At 71.7% G+C, this 19179-nt stretch carries 21 protein-coding genes and 1 pseudogene; 13 read left to right on the top strand and 9 right to left on the bottom strand.

The features are described 5' to 3' along the window. The first annotated feature begins 381 nt into the window (after positions 1-381). The 4 genes from ABT057_RS14575 to ABT057_RS14560 are packed head-to-tail and all read left to right on the top strand — an operon-like array spanning position 382 to position 2574. Positions 382-1275: a DMT family transporter gene (locus ABT057_RS14575; RefSeq protein WP_352343206.1), complete on the top strand. Its 894-nt coding sequence runs from the start codon at positions 382-384 to the stop codon at positions 1273-1275. Between the two features lie 36 nt (positions 1276-1311). Further along, positions 1312-1824: an NUDIX hydrolase gene (locus ABT057_RS14570; protein ID WP_352343205.1), complete on the top strand. Its 513-nt coding sequence runs from the start codon at positions 1312-1314 to the stop codon at positions 1822-1824. Positions 1825-1867: 43 nt separating this feature from the next. After that, positions 1868-2260 (top strand): YidH family protein, encoded by a 393-nt coding sequence (locus tag ABT057_RS14565; RefSeq protein ID WP_352343204.1) that lies wholly within the window; start codon positions 1868-1870, stop codon positions 2258-2260. Continuing rightward, on the top strand, positions 2257-2574 hold the full coding sequence (locus tag ABT057_RS14560; RefSeq protein ID WP_352343202.1) for a DUF202 domain-containing protein: 318 nt from the start codon (positions 2257-2259) through the stop codon (positions 2572-2574). Before ABT057_RS14565 ends, ABT057_RS14560 begins: the two co-directional genes overlap by 4 nt. Here the strand turns inward: ABT057_RS14560 and ABT057_RS14555 are convergent. Next, positions 2571-3545, bottom strand: a complete 975-nt coding sequence (locus tag ABT057_RS14555) for an NADP-dependent oxidoreductase (protein WP_352343201.1) — start codon at positions 3543-3545, stop codon at positions 2571-2573. The two genes, ABT057_RS14560 and ABT057_RS14555, sit on opposite strands and share 4 nt — an antisense overlap. 200 nt (positions 3546-3745) lie before the next feature. Here ABT057_RS14555 and ABT057_RS14550 point away from each other — a divergent pair, with 200 nt between their 5' ends. Further along, positions 3746-4768 (top strand): phosphotransferase family protein, encoded by a 1023-nt coding sequence (locus tag ABT057_RS14550; RefSeq protein ID WP_352343200.1) that lies wholly within the window; start codon positions 3746-3748, stop codon positions 4766-4768. Positions 4769-4773: 5 nt separating this feature from the next. Beyond that, on the top strand, positions 4774-5988 hold the full coding sequence (locus tag ABT057_RS14545) for an acyl-CoA dehydrogenase family protein (protein ID WP_352343199.1): 1215 nt from the start codon (positions 4774-4776) through the stop codon (positions 5986-5988). A gap of 6 nt (positions 5989-5994) precedes the next feature. Here the strand turns inward: ABT057_RS14545 and ABT057_RS14540 are convergent, their stop codons facing one another. The 3 genes from ABT057_RS14540 to ABT057_RS14530 all read right to left on the bottom strand — a co-directional run bounded on the left by ABT057_RS14540 (position 5995) and on the right by ABT057_RS14530 (position 7733). After that, the gene (locus tag ABT057_RS14540; RefSeq protein WP_352343197.1) at positions 5995-6588 is read right to left on the bottom strand and encodes a TetR/AcrR family transcriptional regulator; all 594 of its coding nucleotides are present in this window, start codon (positions 6586-6588) and stop codon (positions 5995-5997) included. A gap of 252 nt (positions 6589-6840) precedes the next feature. After that, positions 6841-6972: a hypothetical protein gene (locus tag ABT057_RS14535; RefSeq protein ID WP_352343195.1), complete on the bottom strand. Its 132-nt coding sequence runs from the start codon at positions 6970-6972 to the stop codon at positions 6841-6843. After that, on the bottom strand, positions 6969-7733 hold the full coding sequence (locus ABT057_RS14530; RefSeq protein WP_352343194.1) for an SDR family oxidoreductase: 765 nt from the start codon (positions 7731-7733) through the stop codon (positions 6969-6971). Before ABT057_RS14530 ends, ABT057_RS14535 begins: the two co-directional genes overlap by 4 nt. 180 nt (positions 7734-7913) lie before the next feature. On the opposite strand from ABT057_RS14530, the gene ABT057_RS14525 reads away from it, so the two are divergent. Continuing rightward, positions 7914-9179 carry an alpha/beta hydrolase family protein gene (locus tag ABT057_RS14525; RefSeq protein WP_352343193.1) on the top strand — a complete coding sequence of 422 codons (1266 nt, stop codon included), beginning with the start codon at positions 7914-7916 and terminating at the stop codon, positions 9177-9179. A gap of 25 nt (positions 9180-9204) precedes the next feature. Here ABT057_RS14525 and ABT057_RS14520 read toward each other — a convergent pair whose 3' ends face one another. Beyond that, a complete protein-coding gene (locus ABT057_RS14520; protein ID WP_352343192.1) occupies positions 9205-11994 on the bottom strand; it encodes a penicillin acylase family protein in 2790 nt (929 codons plus the stop codon). Positions 11995-12206: 212 nt separating this feature from the next. On the opposite strand from ABT057_RS14520, the gene ABT057_RS14515 reads away from it, so the two are divergent. Further along, the gene (locus ABT057_RS14515; RefSeq protein ID WP_352343190.1) at positions 12207-12809 is read left to right on the top strand and encodes a hypothetical protein; all 603 of its coding nucleotides are present in this window, start codon (positions 12207-12209) and stop codon (positions 12807-12809) included. Positions 12810-12984: 175 nt separating this feature from the next. Next, positions 12985-13211: pseudogene (locus ABT057_RS14510) on the top strand (RNA ligase (ATP)); the annotation flags it as partial. A 105-nt stretch (positions 13212-13316) separates the two neighbouring features. Here ABT057_RS14510 and soxR read toward each other — a convergent pair. Beyond that, entirely contained in the window at positions 13317-13784 is a 468-nt protein-coding gene (gene soxR / locus ABT057_RS14505) for a redox-sensitive transcriptional activator SoxR (RefSeq protein ID WP_352343188.1), read from the bottom strand. A 118-nt stretch (positions 13785-13902) separates the two neighbouring features. On the opposite strand from soxR, the gene ABT057_RS14500 reads away from it, so the two are divergent. Next, on the top strand, positions 13903-14364 hold the full coding sequence (locus tag ABT057_RS14500) for a MaoC family dehydratase (protein ID WP_352343186.1): 462 nt from the start codon (positions 13903-13905) through the stop codon (positions 14362-14364). Between the two features lie 14 nt (positions 14365-14378). Here ABT057_RS14500 and ABT057_RS14495 read toward each other — a convergent pair whose 3' ends face one another. The 3 genes from ABT057_RS14495 to ABT057_RS14485 form a co-directional block, all read right to left on the bottom strand. Beyond that, a complete protein-coding gene (locus ABT057_RS14495) occupies positions 14379-15005 on the bottom strand; it encodes a TetR/AcrR family transcriptional regulator (protein WP_352343184.1) in 627 nt (208 codons plus the stop codon). 105 nt (positions 15006-15110) lie between these two features. Further along, positions 15111-15353, bottom strand: coding sequence for a YiaA/YiaB family inner membrane protein (locus ABT057_RS14490; RefSeq protein WP_352343182.1), 243 nt, complete (start codon positions 15351-15353; stop codon positions 15111-15113). A gap of 73 nt (positions 15354-15426) precedes the next feature. Next, entirely contained in the window at positions 15427-16578 is a 1152-nt protein-coding gene (locus tag ABT057_RS14485) for an acyl-CoA dehydrogenase family protein (protein ID WP_352343440.1), read from the bottom strand. Positions 16579-16683: 105 nt separating this feature from the next. Here ABT057_RS14485 and ABT057_RS14480 point away from each other — a divergent pair, with 105 nt between their 5' ends. Genes ABT057_RS14480 through ABT057_RS14470 form a run of 3 tightly spaced genes read left to right on the top strand, consistent with a single transcriptional unit; the run spans position 16684 to position 19089 of the window. Then, the gene (locus ABT057_RS14480; protein WP_352343181.1) at positions 16684-17316 is read left to right on the top strand and encodes a TetR/AcrR family transcriptional regulator; all 633 of its coding nucleotides are present in this window, start codon (positions 16684-16686) and stop codon (positions 17314-17316) included. A gap of 50 nt (positions 17317-17366) precedes the next feature. Then, entirely contained in the window at positions 17367-18134 is a 768-nt protein-coding gene (locus ABT057_RS14475; RefSeq protein ID WP_352343179.1) for an ArsR/SmtB family transcription factor, read from the top strand. 13 nt (positions 18135-18147) lie between these two features. Continuing rightward, positions 18148-19089 carry a DMT family transporter gene (locus ABT057_RS14470; RefSeq protein WP_352343439.1) on the top strand — a complete coding sequence of 314 codons (942 nt, stop codon included), beginning with the start codon at positions 18148-18150 and terminating at the stop codon, positions 19087-19089. The last annotated feature ends 90 nt before the right edge of the window (positions 19090-19179 follow it).

The raw sequence follows: 19179 nt of genomic DNA, 5'->3' as shown, positions 1-19179 counted from the left end.
CAATCGGCCGATCACGCACAGCAAATCCCTAGCCAGGTCCCGCGTCAAGGGCCGGGGGCATGTGACAGGTGTCAACTACCCTTTCGGAAAAGGAACTTGAGAAGGGAGTCCCGCTGGTGGGGCAGCCCCTGAAGGGGTGCGAGCGGGACGAGTGTGGCGTACGCCATGGCGCGGCCCGGCCGCAGCCCACACCATGGCTGTACGGTCGTCCGCCGCCACCGGCCCTGTCCGCCGGGCGCCGCGACCGAGTCAACGGCCCGGTTCCGGGTACTCCCGGAAGCAGAAATCCGGGCACTCCCAGGGCACACGGAGCGCCGGGAGGCTACAGTCGGCCACTACGCACCCCGTCCGTGGTCCGACCGGATGATCGAGGTACGCAGCGTGTCGGTTCTGGTTCTGGTTCTCGCCGTGAGCGCGGCCTGCTGTCTGGGCTTCGGGTTCGTGCTCCAGCAGAACGCGGCCCAGAAGGCGCCGCTCGGCGACTTCCTGTCCCCCCGGCTGCTGCTCGACCTCGTCCGGGTGCCCCGCTGGCTGGGCGGTATCGGCCTGATGGTGGCCGGCATGGTGCTGGGCGCGATCGCGCTGGGCGAGGGCGAGGTCTCCCTGGTCGAACCGCTGCTCGCGACCAATCTGCTCTTCGCCCTCGCCCTCTCCCGCCACCAGACGAAGCAGCCGCTGGGCCGCCAGGGCTGGGCGGGCCTCGCGCTGCTCGCGGGCGGAGTCACGGCGTTCATCGTGGCGGGCGAGCCACGCGGCGGCAGCGCGGTCACCGATCCGCTGCGCCACTGGCTGATCATCGGCGTGATGATCGGCCTGGCCCTGCTGCTGACCACCTACGCCAAGCGCTCCCGGCTCAGCGCCGGCCCGGTCCTGCTCGCCCTCGCCGCCGGTCTGCTCTACGGCGTCCAGGACGCCCTGACCAGGGTCAGCGGCCAGCGCTTCGCCGAGGGCGGCTTCGCCGAGCTGATGACCGGCTGGCAGCCGTACGCCGTGCTGGCCCTCGGCGTGACCGGTCTGGTGCTGGTGCAGAGCGCCTTCGAGACGGCGCCGCTGCGGATGTCGCTGCCCGCGCTGACCGCGGCCCAGCCGCTCGCCGGGATCATCTGCGGGGTGGGCTTCCTCGGCGACCGGTTGCGCACCGACACCGGGGCACTGGCCTGGGAGGCGGCGGGTCTCGCGGCGGTCGTGGCGGGCATCGTCCTGCTCGGCCTGCACCCGGCGATGCCCCGGGGCGTCGTACCGCAGGAGCGGGTCCCCAGCCTCCAGCCCCAGTGAGCCGTGGCCCCCGGGCGCGCCTGCTTGGATGGGTCCATGAGCGCTGCTGACGAAATCCTCGACATCGTCGACGAGAACGACCGGGTCATCGGGCAGCTCCCCCGCGGGCAGGCGTACGCCGAGGGGTTGCGCCACCGCTGTGTCTTCATCCGGGCCCGTGACGCCCAGGGCCGGATCTTCGTCCACCGCCGCACCCCGACCAAGCTGGTCTTCCCCTCCCTCTACGACATGTTCGTGGGCGGAGTGGTCGGCGCGGGCGAGACCTACGACGACGCGGCCCTGCGCGAGGCCGAGGAGGAGCTGGGCGTGAGCGGCCTCCCCCGCCCGGAGTTCGTCCTCAAGTTCCTCTACGACGACGGCGCCGGCCGGAGCTGGTGGTCGGCGGTGTACGAGGTCCGCTGCGAGCTGCCGGTCGACCCCCAGGTGGAGGAGGTGGCCTGGCACGACTTCCTGACCGACGACGAGGTCGAGCGGCGGCTGCCGGAGTGGGAGTGGGTGCCGGACGGTCTCGCGGCCCACGAGCGGCTCAGGGAATTCCGGGCGGGCTGAGACCGGTGCTGCGCCCCGGCCGGCGGCAGGTAGGGTCCTGCGGGTGAGGGACCTCGTACGAAACGTCCGGTTGTGGTTCGCGCCCCAGCAGGTGCGGGAGGAGGGGAACACTCCCGACTACCGGTTCTCGCTGGCGAACGAGCGCACGTTCCTGGCCTGGCTGCGCACCGCGCTCGCGCTGATCGGCGGGGGCTTCGCGGTGGATCAGTTCCTGCCGGATCTGCGCTGGGGCTGGCGGGTGGGGCTCGCGCTGGCGCTGCTCGCGGCGGGTGTGCTGTGCTCGCTGCGGGCCGTGAACCACTGGATCCGCTGCGAGCGGGCGATGCGCCGGGGCGAGGACCTGCCGGCGTCCCGTTTCCCTGCCCTGCTGAGCGTGGTGGTCGCGCTGGTGGCGGTGGCGATGGTCGCCGTCGTACTGCTCGGCTTCGCCGGATGAGCGGCGCGCCGGACCGGGACCCCGGGCTCCAGCCGGAGCGGACCCGGCTCGCCTGGCGGCGTACCACCCTGTCGAGCACCGTCGCCGCGGTGCTCGCGGTGAAGACCGCCCTGCACGGCGGCGCGTCGGCCGCCGGAATCGTCGCCTGCGCGCTGTGTGTGGTGCTGTGGCTGGCCTTCCTGCTGCTCGCCCACCGCAGGATCCGGGTGCTGGCCGCCGGGCCGGTTCCGGGAGCGCTGACCCCGCGGTACGCCACCGCCGCGGTCCTGTGCGCGGTGGCGACGGCGGTGTGCGCGGCCGCGCTGGTCGTCTAGACCTGCTCCCCCTCCTGCTCCCCCTCCTGTTCCCCCTCGTCGTCCCAGTCCACCGTCACCACGATCTTGCCGCGGGTGCGGCCCTCCTGGCTGCGGCGGTGCGCGTCCGCCGCGCGCTCCAGGGGGAACGTCTCCGAGACGTGCACGGAGACCACCCCCTGTTCGGCCAGTTCGCCCAGCCGGGTGAGGTCCTCGCTGTCGGGCCGTACGAAGTGGTAGCGCCCGCCGTAGCCGACGACGTCCCCGTCGGCGATCGACACCAGACGGCCCTCCGGGGCCAGCAACTGGGCGGAGACCTTCAGCGCGCCTCCGCCGACCGTGTCGAAGACCGCGTCCACGCCCTCGGGGGCAAGCCCGCGCACCCGCTCGGCGAGCCCGTCGCCGTAGGTCACCGGCTCGCCGCCCAGCGACCGCACGAAGTCGTGGTTGGCCTCGCTCGCCGTGCCGATCACCCGGGCGCCGACATGGCGGGCGAGCTGGACGGCGATCGAGCCGACGCCGCCCGCGGCCGCGTGCACGAGGACCGTCTCGCCTCGCCGGACCAGCAGGGCCTTCGTCAGCACCTGGTAGGCGGTGAGGCCCACCAGCGGCAGCCCGGCGGCCTGCTCCCAGGTGAGGTTGCGGGGTTTGCGGGCGAGGGTGCGCACGGGGGCGGCGACGTACTCGGCGAAGGTGCCACGGGAGAGGAAGTCCTCGCGGACGTAGCCGACGACCTCGTCGCCGACCGCGTACTCGGCGACGGCCGCCCCGGGCTGGACGACGACCCCCGAGACGTCCCAGCCGGGGATCACCGGGAACACGGCGTCGAGGATCGGTTCGAGGTATCCCTCCCGGGCCTTCCAGTCGACCGGGTTGACGGCCGCCGCCCGGACCTTGACCAGCACCGAGTCCGGGCCGACCTTCGGATCGCGCACCTCGCCGTACCCGAGGACGTCCGGGCCGCCGTACCGGTTGTAGCTGATGGCCTTCATGGCACCGACCCTCCGGGGTACCGACGCGCCACGCAACCGGGACACGACCGGAAATCGCCCGCCACGGCCCGTCGCGCTTCTGCCCGGGGAGAAGCCGCCCTAGGGTGGGCCCGATCACGTTGGGTGCGAGCACTGGACGGCATACCGACCGGTCGGCATGATGGACAGGTCTTCGTTCACCCGTCCGTAGGAGCGACTTCATGAGCCCCGACCACCCGCCCGGACTCGACCTCGACCGGTTGCGCGCCCTGCTGGAGCGCGAGCGTCCCGGACTGGTCAGCGGCCCCCTCACCGGCCGGCTGATCGAGGGCGGACGGTCGAACCTGACGTACGAGATCGGGGACGGCACGGCCAGATGGGTCGTGCGGCGGCCTCCGCTCGGCCATGTCCTGGCCACCGCGCACGACATGCGGCGCGAGCACCGGGTGATCAGCGCGCTGCACCCGACGAGCGTGCCGGTGCCGCGTGCGGTGCTGCTGTGCGAGGACGAGGACGTGCTCGGGTCGCCCTTCTACGTCATGGAGTTCGTCGAGGGCACCCCGTACCGCACGGCCGCCGAACTGGCCCCGATCGGCGCGGAGCGCACCCGGGGCGCGGTGCTGTCGCTGGTGGACACACTGGTCGAGCTGCAGGCGGTGGACCCGGCCGAGGTGGGTCTCGCCGACTTCGGGCGTCCCGAGGGCTTCCTCGACCGTCAGCTGCGGCGCTGGGGCAAGCAGCTGGACGCCTCCCGCAGCCGCGACCTGGCCGGCATCGACGAGCTGCACGCGGCGCTCGGCCGGGAGCTGCCCGACTCCCCCGCGCCCGCGGTCGTACACGGCGACTACCGGCTGGACAACGTCCTGATCGGCCCCGACGACTCGATCCGGGCGATCCTCGACTGGGAGATGTCGACGCTCGGCGACCCGCTGACCGACCTGGGCCTGCTGGTGATGTACAGCGTGCCGCTGGAGGTGCCGGACTCGCCGGTGTCCACGACCGCCGCGGCCCCCGGACACCCGTCGCCCGCCGAACTCGTCGAGCGGTACGCCGCCCGTTCGGGCCGCGACGTCTCGGCCGTCTCCTGGTACACGGCGTTCGCCTGGTTCAAGCTCGCCGTGATCCTCGAGGGCATCCACTACCGGTACACGCTGGGTCAGACGGTCGGGCGCGGCTTCGACCGGATCGGCGACCTCGTCCCCGTCTTCATCAGGCACGGACTGACCACTCTTCAGGAAGGCTGACCGCCATGGACTTCGCGTTCGACGCGCGCACCGAGGAACTGCGCGGCAGGCTGCTCGCCTTCATGGACGAGCACGTGTACCCGGCCGAGGCGGTGGCGGAGGAGCAGCGGGCCGCGCTGGCGTCCCCCTGGGAGACCCCGGCCGTGGTGGAGGAGCTGAAGGCCGAGGCGCGCAGGCAGGGCCTGTGGAACCTCTTCCTCCCGGACGCCGAGTACGGTGCCGGCCTCACCAACCTGCAGTACGCGCCGCTCGCCGAGATCACCGGCCGCTCCCCGCAGCTGGCGCCGACCGCGCTGAACTGCGCGGCGCCGGACACCGGGAACATGGAGGTGCTCGCGCAGTTCGGCGACGAAACGCAGAAGAAGCAGTGGCTCGAGCCGCTGCTGGCGGGGGAGATCCGCTCGGCGTTCGCGATGACCGAGCCGGAGGTGGCGTCCTCGGACGCCACCAACATCACCACGCTCATCGAGCGGGACGGCGACGACTATGTCGTCACGGGCCGCAAGTGGTACATCTCCGGGGCGATGAACCCGGACTGCAAGATCTTCATCGTGATGGGCAAGACGGACCCGGACGGCACGGACATCCGCCGCCAGCAGTCCATGGTGCTGGTGCCGCGCGACACCCCGGGCGTCACGGTGAAGCGCGCGATGAAGGTGTTCGGCTACGAGGACCACTACCACGGCGGGCACGCCGAGGTGGTCTTCGACCACGCGCGGGTGCCCGCGTCCAACCTGATCGGCGAGGAGGGCGGCGGCTTCGCCATCGCCCAGGCGCGCCTGGGTCCCGGCCGCATCCACCACTGCATGCGGCTGATCGGCATGGCGGAGCGGGCGATCGAGCTGATGTGCCGCCGGGCCGTCTCGCGCGACGCCTTCGGCAAGGCGCTGGCCCAGCAGGGCGTCGTGCACAACTGGATCGCGGACGCGCGCGTGACGGTGGAGCAGCTGCGGCTGCTGGTCCTGAAGACCGCCTGGAAGATGGACACCGTCGGCAACCGGGGCGCCCACACCGAGATCCAGGCCATCAAGATCTCCACGCCCCGCGCGGTCGTCGACATCATCGACCGGGCCATCCAGTTGCACGGCGCGGGCGGTGTGAGCCAGGACTTCCCGCTGGCGGAGCTGTACGCGGGCGCCCGCACCCTGATGATCGCGGACGGCCCGGACGAGGTGCACCAGCGCTCCCTGGCCCGCCGGGAGCTGAAGAAGTACCTGTAGCCGCCGTCAGGGCCTGAGCGCCCGCAGCAGCAGGTCGGCGAGGTGGTCGGCGACCTGCTGCGGGCTCATCGGGCCGTCCGGGCGGTACCACGTGGACAGGTGGTGGACGGAACCGAAGTGGTAGTCCACCACCAGGTCGGCCGGGGTCGCCGTGGAGAAGACGCCCGCCTCCTGGCCCTCCTCGACGAGCGCGCGGAAGCGCTCGTGGTAGCGGCGGCGCTCGGCGCGGACCTGCTTGTTCTTCTCGGGGCTCAGATGGTGCATCGAGCGGAAGAAGATCATCGCGTCGTCGAGGTTCTCGATCGTGGTGACGACGACGTCCGCCGCCGCGCCCCGCAGCCGCTTCTCGATCGGCTCGTCGGCGCCCGCGAACGCGTCGAGGCGCTCCTGCTGGACGCGCAGCACGCGCGCGTACACCTCGTGCAGCAGGTCGTCCTTGGAGCCGAAGTAGTGGTACAGCGCCCCCTTGGTGACGCCGGCCGCCTCGACGATCTCCTGCACCGAGGTGCGGTCGTAACCCTGCTCGGCGAAGAGCCGGGTGGCGGCGGCGAGGAGCCTTTGCGGAACAGGAGCCTCCTGGCCGTCCGTCGTCCTGGGCACTGCCGCCACCTGCCTTCTTCCTCGATGCGTTGCCGACTGACGCGGCTGCCTGCAGACCGCCAGTCTGTCCTTGCACTAGGGCGTGTTTCGAAAGTAGCGTCGTCTGCCCGAAGGGCAGGCCTGGCGGCGTCTGGTGCGTGCGATCGCAAGGCGGAGGGTCGCCCCGATACTGGATGTATCGGGGTGAGCCCGACAACGCGGCGAGCGTGCGTGCCAGACGCCGCCAGGCAGGCGGGACTTTCGAAACACGCCCTAGGCGGTGAGCGTATCGGCATCCGCGTCGGCGCCGGGACGCAGGCCGGGGTACGCCGTGGCGGTCTCCTCGCGGTGGGTGAGCCGTCCGTCGGAGATTCGGGCGAGGGCGGTGCGGTCGGGGGTGGTCATTCGGCGGCCTCCCACTTCTGCTGGAGGTGGTTCATGTTCGTCAGCCAGCGGTCGGGGTCGGTGGCGCGCACCTGGTAGTAGCCGGCGACCTCGGGGTGCGGCAGGATCAGGAAACGGTCCTCGGCGATGCCCTTGAACAGGGCGTCCGCCACGTCCTCCGGCTCGATGGCGGTCGGCTTCAGGACCAGGTCGCCCGCGCTGCCGGTGGCGTCCAGCATGTCGGTGCGCACCCCCTGGGGGCAGATCGCGTGGACCTTGATCCCCCGGTGGCGGTAGGTGAGGGACAGCCACTCCGCGAAGGCGTAGGCGCCGTGCTTGGTGACGCTGTAGGGGGCCGCGCCGATCATGGTGAGCAGTCCGGCCGCGGAGACGGTGGAGACGAACCGGCCGCGGCCACGCTCCAGCCAGTCCGGGAGAAGGGCGTGGGCCGCGCGGACGTGGGCCATGACGTTGACGTCCCAGGCCTGCGCCCAGACCGTCTCGTCGGCCGCCTCGGAACCGCCCGAGGCGACGCCGGCGTTGGCGCAGTAGACGTCGACGGTGCCGCCGAGCGCCTCCCGGGCGCGGTCGACGACGCCGGACGCGTCACCGGGGACCGCGATGCCGCCGATCTCCTCGGCGACGGCCCGCGCGCGGTCCGGATCCAGGTCGTTGACGACGACCCGGGCTCCCGCGGCGGCGAAGCGGCGGGCCAGCGCTGCCCCGATCCCGCCTCCCGCCCCGGTGACGACCACTCCGGCATCCTGCACGGCATCCACCATCGGTCTCCTTCGACGCGGCTCGGCTCGGCTCGAGGGACAGACTAACCGGTCGGTATGTTCGGGGAAAGGGGTGTCGGCCGGGCCTGGGCCCTCCGGTGCGCCGTGACGTATGGCCAAATCCACCGGTTAGCAGGACGATGCGCCCACATCGCGCACTGTCTCGGGGGACGGGAGCCTGTCATGGCACAGCCGACGATGAGCGTGGCACCGTACTGGGAGCTGACCTTCGACGCGGACGGCGACGTCGACGCCGGACAGCGGGACCGGCTGCTGGCCGGGGCGAGGAAGAGCGGGATCCGCGATCTGATCGTCTTCTCGCACGGCTGGAACAACGACCGCTCCGGCGCCACCCTGCTCTACAGCCGCTTCTTCCAGCCGATCCCCCGGCTCGCCCCGGCGACGGCCAGGATCGGATACGCGGGCGTGGTGTGGCCGTCGATGCGGTTCTGCGACGAACCGATCCCCGACTTCCCGCACGCCACCGCCGTACCCCCGGCCCCGGGGCTCGACGGCGGGACCCGGCACGCGCTGCTGGAGACGTTCCCGGGCCGGGCCATGGTCGTCGAGCGGATCGCGCGGCTGCTGGAGCAGCGGCCACCGGAGCAGAGCGAGCTGGAGGAGTTCGGCCGGCTGGTGCGGGAGCTGGTGGACGCGGTGCCGCCCGGGCCCCAGGCGCTGTTCGGCGCGGACACCCTGACGGAGGGCGTGCCGCAGGACGAGCCGGAGATGTTCAGCGGGCCGACGGCGGCGGCCTGTGAGGAGTTCGCGGCGGCCCTGTCCGCAGTCGAGGCAGAGGGATTCGCGCTGCCCAACCCGTGGGACGGGGCGAAGGAGCTGCTGCGGCAGGCGACGTACTACGCGATGAAGCGGCGCGCGGGGACGGTCGGCGAGCGGGGGCTCGGGCCGCTGATCGGGCGGCTGGCGCGGGCGGTGCCGACCGTGCGGGTGCATCTGGTGGGCCACAGCTTCGGCGGACGGCTGGTGGCGTTCGCGCTGCGAGGGCTGCCCGACGGGGTGCGCGCGGTGAAGTCGGTGACGCTGCTCCAGGGGGCGTTCTCGCACTACGCGTTCGCCGCGCAAGGCGTGCTCCAGGGACACCAGAACCGTATCGACGGTCCCCTGGTGTGCTGTTACTCGCGGTTCGACCAGGCGCTGGGCACGATGTACCCGCTTGCCTCCCGGATGGCGGGCGACGCTCAGGGGGTCGTCGGGGAGGTGCTGGGCGCCAAATGGGGTGCCATGGGGCACGACGGGGTGCAGGCGGTGCCGGGCACACGTGCGTGCGTGCTCGCCGAGGCGCTGTCCGGGCCGCTGCCGACGTCGGGGTGTGTGAACGTCGACGCGGCCGCGGTGGTCAGACGCGGCGGGGCGCCGGCCGGGGCGCACAGTGACATCGTGCACCCCGAACTGGCGCGAGTCGTACTGGCGGCGGGCCGCATCACGTAGGGCCCGCGGCCCGCCGCCGTGCGACTCACCGATGGGACGTGTACTCGACCACCTGCTGGAAGGTGGGGCGGTTCTGCCAGCTGATGTTGTAGTGCTTGATGCCGCCCAGGGTGCGCTGGACGATCGAGTCGGCGCACCACTGGTCGCCCGCCGAGCACAGGTCGTCGCCCGGGTAGACCTGGGCCGCGGTCAGGCCGGCCGCCGTCTTCAGGGTGTCGAGGAGGACGGTGCGGCAGCCGCTCACGGTGCCGTCGCCGCAGTACTTCTGGGGCAGTGCGCCCTGTACCGAGTCACCGAGCACGGACCGGATGTCCTTGTCGACATAGCTCCACCAGCCGTACTGGAAGGAGCTTCCGGCGTGCGACCCGGTCGGGCCGTGGGCGGCCGACGGAGACTCGTCGATCGGCAGGTTGGCGGTGACGGCGGTGTAGAGGTCGGTGCCGAGACCGGGTTCGAACTCGGCCTTGACCAGCAGCGGCCACCAGCCGTCGAGGATGCGGATCGCGTCGGCGTTGGCGTACGCCTTCGATCCCGCCGAGGTCTCCGTGCGCTTGCCGCCGGCCGTGAGCCAGGTCTGCAGCTTGGTCACCGCGGCCGCGGCCGTGGAGTCGGTGACCGTGGAGCTGTTGATCACCCGCAACAGGTCCGGCAGGACGTCCTCGGCACGCAGGTCCGCGAGCGCCGCGTCCGCCATCGCCTTCACCAGTGACGCGCGCGTCACTCCGCCGGCCGCGACCAGCTTCTTCACCCGGTCCTCGAGCAGGTTCCCGCGATGCACCGAGCCGTCGCCCCAGGAGGCCGTGGTGTAGTTGAGGGCCTGTTTGTTGTTCCAGGAGATGTAGTAGTCCTGGTCGATGGAGTTGGGGTGCTCCGAGGCCGGGGTGTAGGCGGCCGTGTTGGTGGCCGGCACCCAGTTCTTCCACTCGTACGCCGCCTGCGCCCACACCGGGAACTCGGCGTCGACGCCGGCCGCGCGCACCGGGTTGTCACCGCTGTTGTAGTACGCGGTGTGCGAGGAGTCGGCGTAGAACCAGTTGAAGGTGTAGTTGATGTGCTGCACCGCGCTCTGGAAGGTCTGCGGACTCTTGACGTAGTCCGGGTCGTTCAGCATCTGGAAGCCGATGATCGAGTCGGCCTCGTGCATGAAGGACGACCGCAACGTCGTGTAGGCGACCTTCTTGCCGCCGACGGTCGCCCGGTACGCGACAGGGCCGTACTTGGTGCGCCAGACCCGCATGGTGTACGAACCGGCGGCGGTGCCGTCGGCCGTGGTCGGCTTCCAGGAGTTCTTCTGCTCGACCTTGTCCATGGCCGTGCAGGTGCCGTGGAACAGGTAGTGGTAGTCGTCCTGGCACAGTTCGACCGCGTAGCTGTCGATGATGTCCTGGCCGGAGGTCGTGGCGCTCCACGAGTAGTCCTGGCCGCGGCCCAGTTCGACGTACATGCTCAGGCCCGCGAAGGACGCGCCGCGGGCGCTGATGCCCGGCCCCTGGATCTCCTGGAGCATGAGCAGCTGCGGGGCGAAGTAGCCGGTCTGCGGGCCGAAGACGGCGATCGGGTGGCCGCTGGCGGTGGCCTTGCCGCTGACGACGAGGGCGTTGGACATGCCGCGCTTCGCCGAGCTGAGGGCGGTCGCGGTGGCCGCCGCGGCGGTGGCGGAGGCGCTCTGGTCGCCGCCGGTGCCGGTGGCGTCGTAGATCAGCGGCTCGGTGCTGACGGTGCCGGCGTCGGGCAGCGCCTCGCCCTGCGGGGTGTCGGGCTTGGCGGCGTACGGGAAGCTCTCACCGTTGTGGACGGTGAGGACGGCCTCGGGGTCGTTGCGTTCGCGCAACGCCTCCCAGACCTTGGTGCCTTCCGTGACGCCGTACTTCTCCTGTGCGGCGAGCAGGGAGACGGCGTTGTTGACCTCGCCTCCGCCGCCGGAGCCGAAGAGGGCGCCGATGACCGAGGCCAGCGCCACCAGGTCGGTGATCTTGAAGTGGTCGATGGTTCCCGCGTTGGTGACTGAGTCCTTGTGGCCGGTCAGGACGTATTCACCGGGGAAGTAGCGGCCGCTGTCCGAGGCGTCGATATAGGAGTTGATGCCGTCGAGATAGGCGTTCGCGTCGGCGAGGGCCTGCTGGCCCCGGGTGCCGTTGTTCGCGACGGCGTTGTCGATCTGGGCCTGGAGGTCTGCCTCGGTGTACGGAGCGTTGCGCCAGAACTGCTGCTCAAGACCCTGGTTGGAGGCCACGCCGCCGGCGAAGGCCGTCAGCTGGCCGCGGCCGACGTGGCGGAACACGTCCATGAGCCACAGCCGGTCCTGGGCCGCGGCATATCCCGCACCGAACTCCGTGCCGTATCTGGTGGTACCGGTGATGTGCGGAACGCCCGTCTTCTTGTCGCGGACGATCGTCACATCGGTGCGGCCGGCGGGACTCAGGGTGGAGGCGACTTGATCGGAGGCGACACCGAACGACGCGTCGTTGAAGAACGTGTTGATCGTGGCGTTGGTGAGGGTCGAGTAGCCCTTCGCCAGGTTGGCGTAGGGGCCGAGCTGGTCCTCGGCGTGGTCGGGCTGGGTGCCGAAGGCCTGGTTGAGAAGGATCTGGGCGAGGGTGGCGTTGCCGTTCTCGCCCGGCGGCAGGATGTCGGAACACTGGCCGCCGCAGTAGTCGTTCGCCGCCGTGACGTCGGCCGCGGCGGCCGTCGTCTGGGCAAGGGGCGACAAAAGACCGGCAATGAGGGCGCATATGGATGCGGTCTTCAGGAACCCGGGGAATCTGCCGGGAGTTCTCAGTCTGTCGAGAGTGAAGCGGGGGGTTCGCCGTGGCATCGGCTGCTCCTAGCGACGCGGGGGAATCGGCGGAAGGTTACCGGCGGTATCCCCGGGATTGAAGATGAACATGCGTCAAGTTTTCGGCAGGTGGAGGTCACCGGAGATCGGAGGGAGCCGAATCGCATGTCGATACGTCTATTCGACGACGTCCGTACGACGACGCCGAAGTGACCGAAGTACAGGTGCAGATGTGACGGAGGTGCAAGGCGATGGCGGGTTTCCGGAGTCTGGCGAGACAGGTGCGAGATCCTCGGTGCGATCTGGCACTGCGGCGTTACTCGCTCCGCAAGTGCCTTGAGCGGTTCGCCCCCTACGGGCACAGGGCGACCTGGGACCATCTCTGCTCCCGGGCCGGGTTCGGACCCGAGGACCGCTCCCCCGATCCTGCGCGGCTCGTGGCCGCGTTGGACGAGCTGGAGGAGGCGCGCGCGGTGTGGCTGGCCTATGAGGTCGAGTTCGCCGAGCGGCGCAAGAAGGAGAAGTACGACGGGCTGCGCAGGCCGGGCAGTGTCGACGACTGGCACCGGCTGACCTGGGGCGGCTTCGGCGTGGCGTGGTGCGACGACCCGCGGGTCCACCCCCGTGAGCCGCTGGCCGAGGTACTGCGCAGACTGATCAGCGCGCTGGAGCGCGAACCGGGCTGTTCCTGCCCGGTCTGCGGCGGCGAGCGGCTGCACTGGCGGTACGACCTGGACCACGAGCCTTCGGCGGGTCCGGTCTGCTCGGACTGCGGGATCCTGGTGCCGCGGCCCGTGCTCACCCCCGAGGCGCTGGCGTACCTGCGGCGCGGACGGCTGCTGGTGTCGGCGTGATACCCCTCCCGCCGATGTCCCTCTCACCGATGCCCCACTGAGAGCACGGCGGGCACGGCCCACGCGTTCGGCGGGGGTGCGCCGGGGATGCCGCACCCCCTGTTTCCGCCGGTGGCACCATCGAGGCATGCCGCAGGTCTGTCCGAACGGCACACGCGGGGCCGCCGACGGCGCGGCGGAGCTGCTGGGCGGCGAACTGCCGCCGGCGCCAAGGCTGTTCGAGGGACCGTACGGCAGTGAGCGGGTGCTGGGGATCGCGACCGGGCGGGAGACGGTGTCTGCGGGAGGGAGTGGATCCGGCCCGTGGCGGAGCGGTACAGCGGGGTCACCGGAGGGAGGGCCATCGCCAAGGCGGTGAGCGGGGCGTATCCGACGCGGAAGGGCGGGACGGAGTACGAGTGAACGCGGACCGCCGGGGCGGCACACGTCCTAGTGCCCCGGGAGGTAACGTTTGCGCGAGAGTGCGTGCCGGGCGTCGCGACGGGGCGAACGTTGCCTGCCGGGGCACTAGGTACGCCTGCCCCGTTCCACCAGCAGCCGGGAACCGGTGAGCCGGTCTCCGAAGACGTCGTCCGGGTTGGACAGGACGCAGGTGTCGAGGGAGAGGCAGCCGCAGCCGATGCAGTCGGTGAGGTGGTCGCGGAGGCGGTTGAGCTGCTGGATGCGCTTGTCCAGCTCGGCGCGCCAGGCCTCGGAGAGGCGGGCCCAGTCCTCGCGGGTCGGGGTGCGTTCCTCGGGGAGTTCGGCCAGGGCCTCACGGATCGTCACCAGGGGGATGCCGACCCGTTGGGCGGCCCGGACGAAGGCGACCCTGCGGAGCGTGTCGCGGTGGTAGCGGCGCTGGTTGCCCGCGGTGCGACGGCTGCTGATCAGCCCCTTGGACTCGTAGAAGTGCAGGGCGGAGACGGCGGCGCCGCTGCGGGCGGCGAGCTGGCCGACAGTGAGCTCGTGGATCGTCTCGGGAATCTGGGGCACCCCTCGAACCCTACCCAGTCGCTCCTGGTGTCCTGCCCGGCTCCGTTGACAGGGAACCCGCACCCGACCATGCTAAGCAGTTGCTTAGCATGACGTCGCGCGAGAGGGCCACAGAGACATGGCAGAGCCGAGGATCTTCACGTCCGCCGAGGAACTCAGGTCGGCGGTGGGCGAGCAGCTGGGACACACGGACTGGCTGGAGGTCGACCAGAAGCGGATCGACCTGTTCGCGGAGGCCACCGGGGACCACCAGTGGATCCATGTCGACCCGGAGCGCGCCGCGTCGGGCCCGTTCGGGACGACCATCGCGCACGGGTATCTGACCCTCTCCCTGCTGCCGCTCTTCGGACCCCAGCTGATCAAGGTCGAGGGCGTGAAGATGGGCGTCAACTACGGGACGAACAAGGTGCGTTTCCCCTCCCCCGTCCCGGTCGGCTCCCGGCTGCGCGCGACCGCGACGATCACCGGCGTCGAGGACGTGACCGGCGGCGTCCAGGTCGCCGTCGCCTTCAGCGTGGAGCGCGAGGGCGGGGACAAGCCCGTGTGCGTGGCGGAGTCCGTGTCCCGCTACTACCTCTGACCACGCGGTGGGCGCTACTTCGACGCGCCCACCATCCGCAGCACGAGGTCGGCGTACAGTGCGCCGACCTCCTCCGGTGTGCGCGGGCCGTCGACGTTGAACCAGCGGGCCACGTCGATGCACAGGGAGAGCACGGCGAGGGTGGTGCCGCGCACGTCCAGGACCTGGAACTCGCCCGACTCCACGCCGTCCTCGATGATCCCGCGCACCTCCGCGTCGACCTGCCGGCGCAGCGCGAGGATCTCGGCGCGGGCGGCCGGGCCGAGGGCGTCGAGTTCGTACTGCACGACCCGCGCGGTGGTGCGCCGCCCGGCGTGCCAGCGGACGAAGGAGCTCACGGCCTCCGTGAGGCGCTCGGTGGCACTGCCGTCGGCGGCCGCCGCCGTGCGCAGGATGTCCAGCGCACGGTCGTGGCCGATCCGGCTGATGCGGTGGAGCAGCTCTTCCTTGGTCTTGTAGTGGATGTAGAGAGCGGCGGGGCTCATGCCCGCCCGGCCGGCGATGTCGCGGGTGGTCGTCGCGTGGTAGCCGCGCTCGGCGAAGGCCTCCACGGCGGCGACGAGCAGTCGCCGGGCCGCGTCAGGGGTGACCTCTTCCCACGGCTCGATCTCGCCGCCGGCCGTCTCCTGAGCCGTACTCATCGCTCGCTCGCCCCTCTCGGTACAGGAGCTACACCATACCGCCGAAGCTGAGCGGCCGCTTAGAGTGGCCGCTCAGCCAGGGAAAACCCTCGGCCGAAGCCGCCGTCAGAGCTTCTCGAACGGGTGGTACACGGGGGCGGCCGCGTCCTGCTTGTCCCTGATCACCTTGGCCAGGGTGAAGGCGGACGTGACGAGGTAGAGCACGGCGATGCCGAGGAAGGCCCGCACCCAGGCGTCGGCGTCCAGCTTGAAGATGCCGATGGCGGTGGCCGCCATGGCCACGGCGAAGGACGCGACCGCCTGGCCGTGGAAGGCGGCGGTGTTCTGCTTGACCGGAGTCTCACTCATGGGCAGAAGCATCGCCGGACGAGACCGCCGCCACATCCGTCGGGGTACTCAGACGGGTACTCAGACCCGGCTCTCAGAACGCCGAAACCCCCGTCAGCGCGCGCCCGATGACCAGTTTCTGGATCTGGCTCGTGCCCTCGTAGAGGGTCATCACACGGGCGTCGCGCAGCAGCTTGCCCACCGGGTACTCGTCGATGTAGCCGTAGCCGCCGAAGACCTGCAGGGCGTTGTTCGCGGCGCGGACGGCGGCCTCGGAGGCGAAGAGCTTGGCCTTGGAGGACTCCACCGCGAAGGGCAGGCCGCGGTCGATCAGATCGGCGACCCGCCAGGTCAGCAGCCGGGCCGCGTCCACGTCGACGGCGATGTCGCTGATCAGTTCCTGGACGAGCTGGTGGCGGGCGATGGGCTTGCCGAACTGCTCCCGCTCCCCCGCGTACCGCACCGCCGCGTCCAGTGCGGCCTGGGCTATGCCGACACAGCCCGCCGCGACCGACATCCGGCCCTTGGCCAGCGCGGACATGGCGACCGAGAAGCCCTTCCCTTCCTCCCCCAGCAGCGCAGAAGCGGGCACCCGGACGCCGTCGAGGACCAGTTCGGCGGTCGCCTGGCCGCGCAGACCGAGCTTGCCGTGGATGGTGCGGCGGGTGAGACCCGGGGTGTCGGCGGGGACCAGGAAGGCGGAGACGCCCTTGTGGCCGGGGGCGTCCGTGGAGCGGGCGAAGAGGAGGACGACGTCGGCCCAGGTGCCGTTCGTGATGAACATCTTGGTGCCGTCGAGGACGTAGTCGTCGCCGTCGCGGACCGCGCGGGTGGCGAGGTTGCCCGCGTCGGAGCCGGTACCGGGCTCGGTGAGGCCGAAGCAGCCGACGTATGCCCCGGAGGTGAGGCCGGGCAGCCACCGCCGCTTCTGCTCCTCGCTGCCCCAGGCCGCGATCGTCTTGGCGACCAGCCCCAGCGACACGGAGACGATCCCCCGCACGGACGAGTCGCCGCGCCCCAGCTCCTCCGTGACCAGGCAGTACGCGAGATGGTCGCCGCCCGAGCCGCCGTACTCCTCGTCGATCGTCAGCCCCAGGAAGCCGACCTCGCCGAGCTTCTTCACGATGCCGCGGTCGACCTCCTCGGCCCGGTCCCAGGCGACGACGTGCGGGGCGATCTCGTGTTCCACGAAGTCCCGGGCGAGCCGCCGGACGGCCTCCTGCTCCTCGCCGAGCCCCAGATTCACCACGACCTCACCCCTTCACGGCTCGCGCACGCCTTCAAGCTCTTGAAAGCCGGACCTTTAAATTAGCACTGCTAGTTTCTTCGGCGCAGCCCTACTATGTGCGCCATGGCCCGACCGCGCAAGCCCCTGCTGAGCACCGACCGGATCGTCGAGACCGCACGGACGCTCGTGGACGCGGAGGGGCTGGCGGCCCTCTCCACCCGCCGGCTCGCCGCCGAGCTGGGCGTCAGCGGGCCCTCGCTCTACAACCACTTCCGCACGAAGGGCGAGATCCTGGAGGCCGTCGCCGACTCGGTGAGCGCCCAGGTCGACCTGTCGATGTTCGAGGACGGCCGGGAGTGGCGGACCGCGCTGCACGACTGGGCGGTCTCCTACCGGGCCGCCCTGCGCGACCACCCGAACATCGTGCCCGTCCTCGCCCAGGGCCCCGGCCGCCGCCCGGCCGGACTGCGCGTCGCCGACGCCGTCTACGGCGCGATGGTCGCGGCGGGCTGGCCGCCCGCACAGGCCACCTCCATCGGCGCGCTGATGCGGTACTTCGTCATGGGCTCCGCGCTCGGCTCGTTCGCCGGCGGCTTCGTCGACGACGCCGGCGCCTACGACCCCGCCGACTACCCCCACCTCGGGCAGGCGCACCTCCTCGCCGAGCGGCAGGAGAAGATCGACGAGCGGGCGTTCGAGACGGGGCTCACGGCCCTGCTGGACGGACTGGCACAGCAGTACGCGCAGGTGCGATAGCCGGCACCTTTCGGCCGGCGCCGAAGTGTCCGGGGCGCATGCTGGGATCCATGACCACCAGGGACGCACGGACGCCGGGGCTGGCCGCGCTGGCCGGGCTGCTGGCCGACGAGACGCGGGCCGCGTGCCTGCTGGCGCTGCTCGACGGACGGGCCTGGACCGCCGGTGAGCTGGCCCGGCACGCGGGCGTGGCCGCATCGACGCTGAGCGAGCACCTCGGCAGGCTGGTGGCGGGCGGTCTCCTCGCCGAGGAACGGCAGGGGCGACACCGGTACGTCCGCCTCGCCGACGCCCGGGTCGCCCAGCTCGTGGAGGATCTCGCCGCCCAGGTCGCCCCCGGCCCGGCCGCCGGTCCGCGCACCCTGCGGGCCGCGAGCGCCGGTTCCGCGATGGCCCGCGGCCGCACCTGTTACGACCATCTCGCGGGCCGCCTGGGCATCGCCGTCACCGACGCGCTCACCGCGCACGGGCTGCTGCGCCAGGACACCGGGTTCGCGCTGACGGACCGGGGCCTCGGCTGGTTCGAGGACGCCGGCATCCCGCTCGACCGGTCGACCCGCCGTCCGCTGGCCCGGGCCTGCCTCGACTGGACCGAACGCCGTCCGCACCTCGCGGGCGTCGCGGGGGCGGCCCTGTGCCGGCACGCCCTGGACGCGCGGTGGTGCGTACGGATCGGCTCGGAGCGGGCGGTGCGGGTGACGGCGGCGGGCGAACGGGCGCTCGGCGAGCTGCTGGGCATCGAGGCGGCGACTCTCACTCAGGGCCCCGGCGGGACCCCGTCCGAAATCCGCGAGCCTCCGCCCCTCTCCCCTTCCTAGTCTCTGGAGCATGATGAACAGCCCCCGGACCTCTGTGCCCGCCGCCTGCGCCGCCGCCTTCACCGTCGTGGCCTGGGCGTCCGCCTTCGTCGCCATCCGCAGCGCCGGGGACGCGTACCATCCGGGCGCCCTGGCGCTCGGGCGGCTGCTGACCGGCGCGGCGATGCTGGGGATCATCTGCGTCATACGGCGGGAGGGGTGGCCGCCACAAGCCGCCTGGCCCGGGATCGCGGTGTCGGGGGTGCTGTGGTTCGGGTTCTACATGGTCGCCCTGAACTGGGGCGAGCAGCAGGTGGACGCCGGTACCGCGGCCCTGGTGGTGAACATCGGGCCACTGCTGATCGCCCTGCTGAGCGCGCGGCTGCTCGGGGACGGGCTGCCGCGCAGGCTGCTGGCGGGGATGGCGGTCTCGTTCGCGGGGGCGGTGGTCGTGGGCCTGTCGATGTCGGGCGGCGGCGGGTCCTCGCTGCTCGGGGTGGTGCTGTGCCTGTTGGCCGCCGTGGCGTACGCGGGCGGGGTGGTGGCGCAGAAGCCGGCGCTCGGGCACGGGAGTGCGCTGCAGGTGACGGCGTTCGGGTGTCTGATCGGGGCGGTGGGGTGCCTGCCGTTCGCCGGACAGCTCGTCTCCGACGCGGCCGACGCCCCGCTGTCGGCCACCCTCGACATGGTCTACCTGGGGGTCGTGCCGACCGCTCTCGCCTTCACCACCTGGGCGTACGCCCTGGCCCGGACCACCGCCGGGCGCATGGGCGCGACGACCTACGCCGTGCCCGCGCTGGTCGTGCTGATGTCCTGGCTGTTCCTGGACGAGGTGCCCGGGGCGCTCACCCTGGCGGGCGGGGCCCTGTGCCTGGCGGGGGTGGCGGTGTCACGTTCGAAGCCCCGCCGCGCCCCGGCACCGGAGCCCAGCCCCGAAGGGGAGCGAGCCCTGCGCCAGGAGGAAAACACACCCTAGGGCGTGTTTCGAAAGTCCCGCCTGCCTGGCGACGCCTGGCACGCACTCCCCCAGAGGGGGGACCCCCAGCCGCGTTGTCGGGCTCGCCCC

The sequence above is a fragment of the Streptomyces sp. NPDC002588 genome, from assembly GCF_040295925.1.
Taxonomy (GTDB): Bacteria; Actinomycetota; Actinomycetes; order Streptomycetales; family Streptomycetaceae; genus Streptomyces.
This window is presented reverse-complemented; position numbering and strand designations above follow the sequence as displayed.

Coding starts and splice junctions, on each gene's coding strand:
- ABT057_RS14570 (WP_352343205.1), top strand. CDS start 1,312: ATGAGCGCTGCTGACGAAATCCTCGACATCGTCGACGAGAACGACCGG.
- ABT057_RS14560 (WP_352343202.1), top strand. CDS start 2,257: ATGAGCGGCGCGCCGGACCGGGACCCCGGGCTCCAGCCGGAGCGGACC.
- ABT057_RS14555 (WP_352343201.1), bottom strand. CDS start 3,545: ATGAAGGCCATCAGCTACAACCGGTACGGCGGCCCGGACGTCCTCGGG.
- ABT057_RS14550 (WP_352343200.1), top strand. CDS start 3,746: ATGAGCCCCGACCACCCGCCCGGACTCGACCTCGACCGGTTGCGCGCC.
- ABT057_RS14545 (WP_352343199.1), top strand. CDS start 4,774: ATGGACTTCGCGTTCGACGCGCGCACCGAGGAACTGCGCGGCAGGCTG.
- ABT057_RS14535 (WP_352343195.1), bottom strand. CDS start 6,972: ATGACCACCCCCGACCGCACCGCCCTCGCCCGAATCTCCGACGGACGG.
- ABT057_RS14530 (WP_352343194.1), bottom strand. CDS start 7,733: ATGGTGGATGCCGTGCAGGATGCCGGAGTGGTCGTCACCGGGGCGGGA.
- ABT057_RS14525 (WP_352343193.1), top strand. CDS start 7,914: ATGGCACAGCCGACGATGAGCGTGGCACCGTACTGGGAGCTGACCTTC.
- ABT057_RS14520 (WP_352343192.1), bottom strand. CDS start 11,994: ATGCCACGGCGAACCCCCCGCTTCACTCTCGACAGACTGAGAACTCCC.
- ABT057_RS14515 (WP_352343190.1), top strand. CDS start 12,207: ATGGCGGGTTTCCGGAGTCTGGCGAGACAGGTGCGAGATCCTCGGTGC.
- ABT057_RS14500 (WP_352343186.1), top strand. CDS start 13,903: ATGGCAGAGCCGAGGATCTTCACGTCCGCCGAGGAACTCAGGTCGGCG.
- ABT057_RS14495 (WP_352343184.1), bottom strand. CDS start 15,005: ATGAGTACGGCTCAGGAGACGGCCGGCGGCGAGATCGAGCCGTGGGAA.
- ABT057_RS14490 (WP_352343182.1), bottom strand. CDS start 15,353: ATGAGTGAGACTCCGGTCAAGCAGAACACCGCCGCCTTCCACGGCCAG.
- ABT057_RS14480 (WP_352343181.1), top strand. CDS start 16,684: ATGGCCCGACCGCGCAAGCCCCTGCTGAGCACCGACCGGATCGTCGAG.
- ABT057_RS14475 (WP_352343179.1), top strand. CDS start 17,367: ATGACCACCAGGGACGCACGGACGCCGGGGCTGGCCGCGCTGGCCGGG.
- ABT057_RS14470 (WP_352343439.1), top strand. CDS start 18,148: ATGAACAGCCCCCGGACCTCTGTGCCCGCCGCCTGCGCCGCCGCCTTC.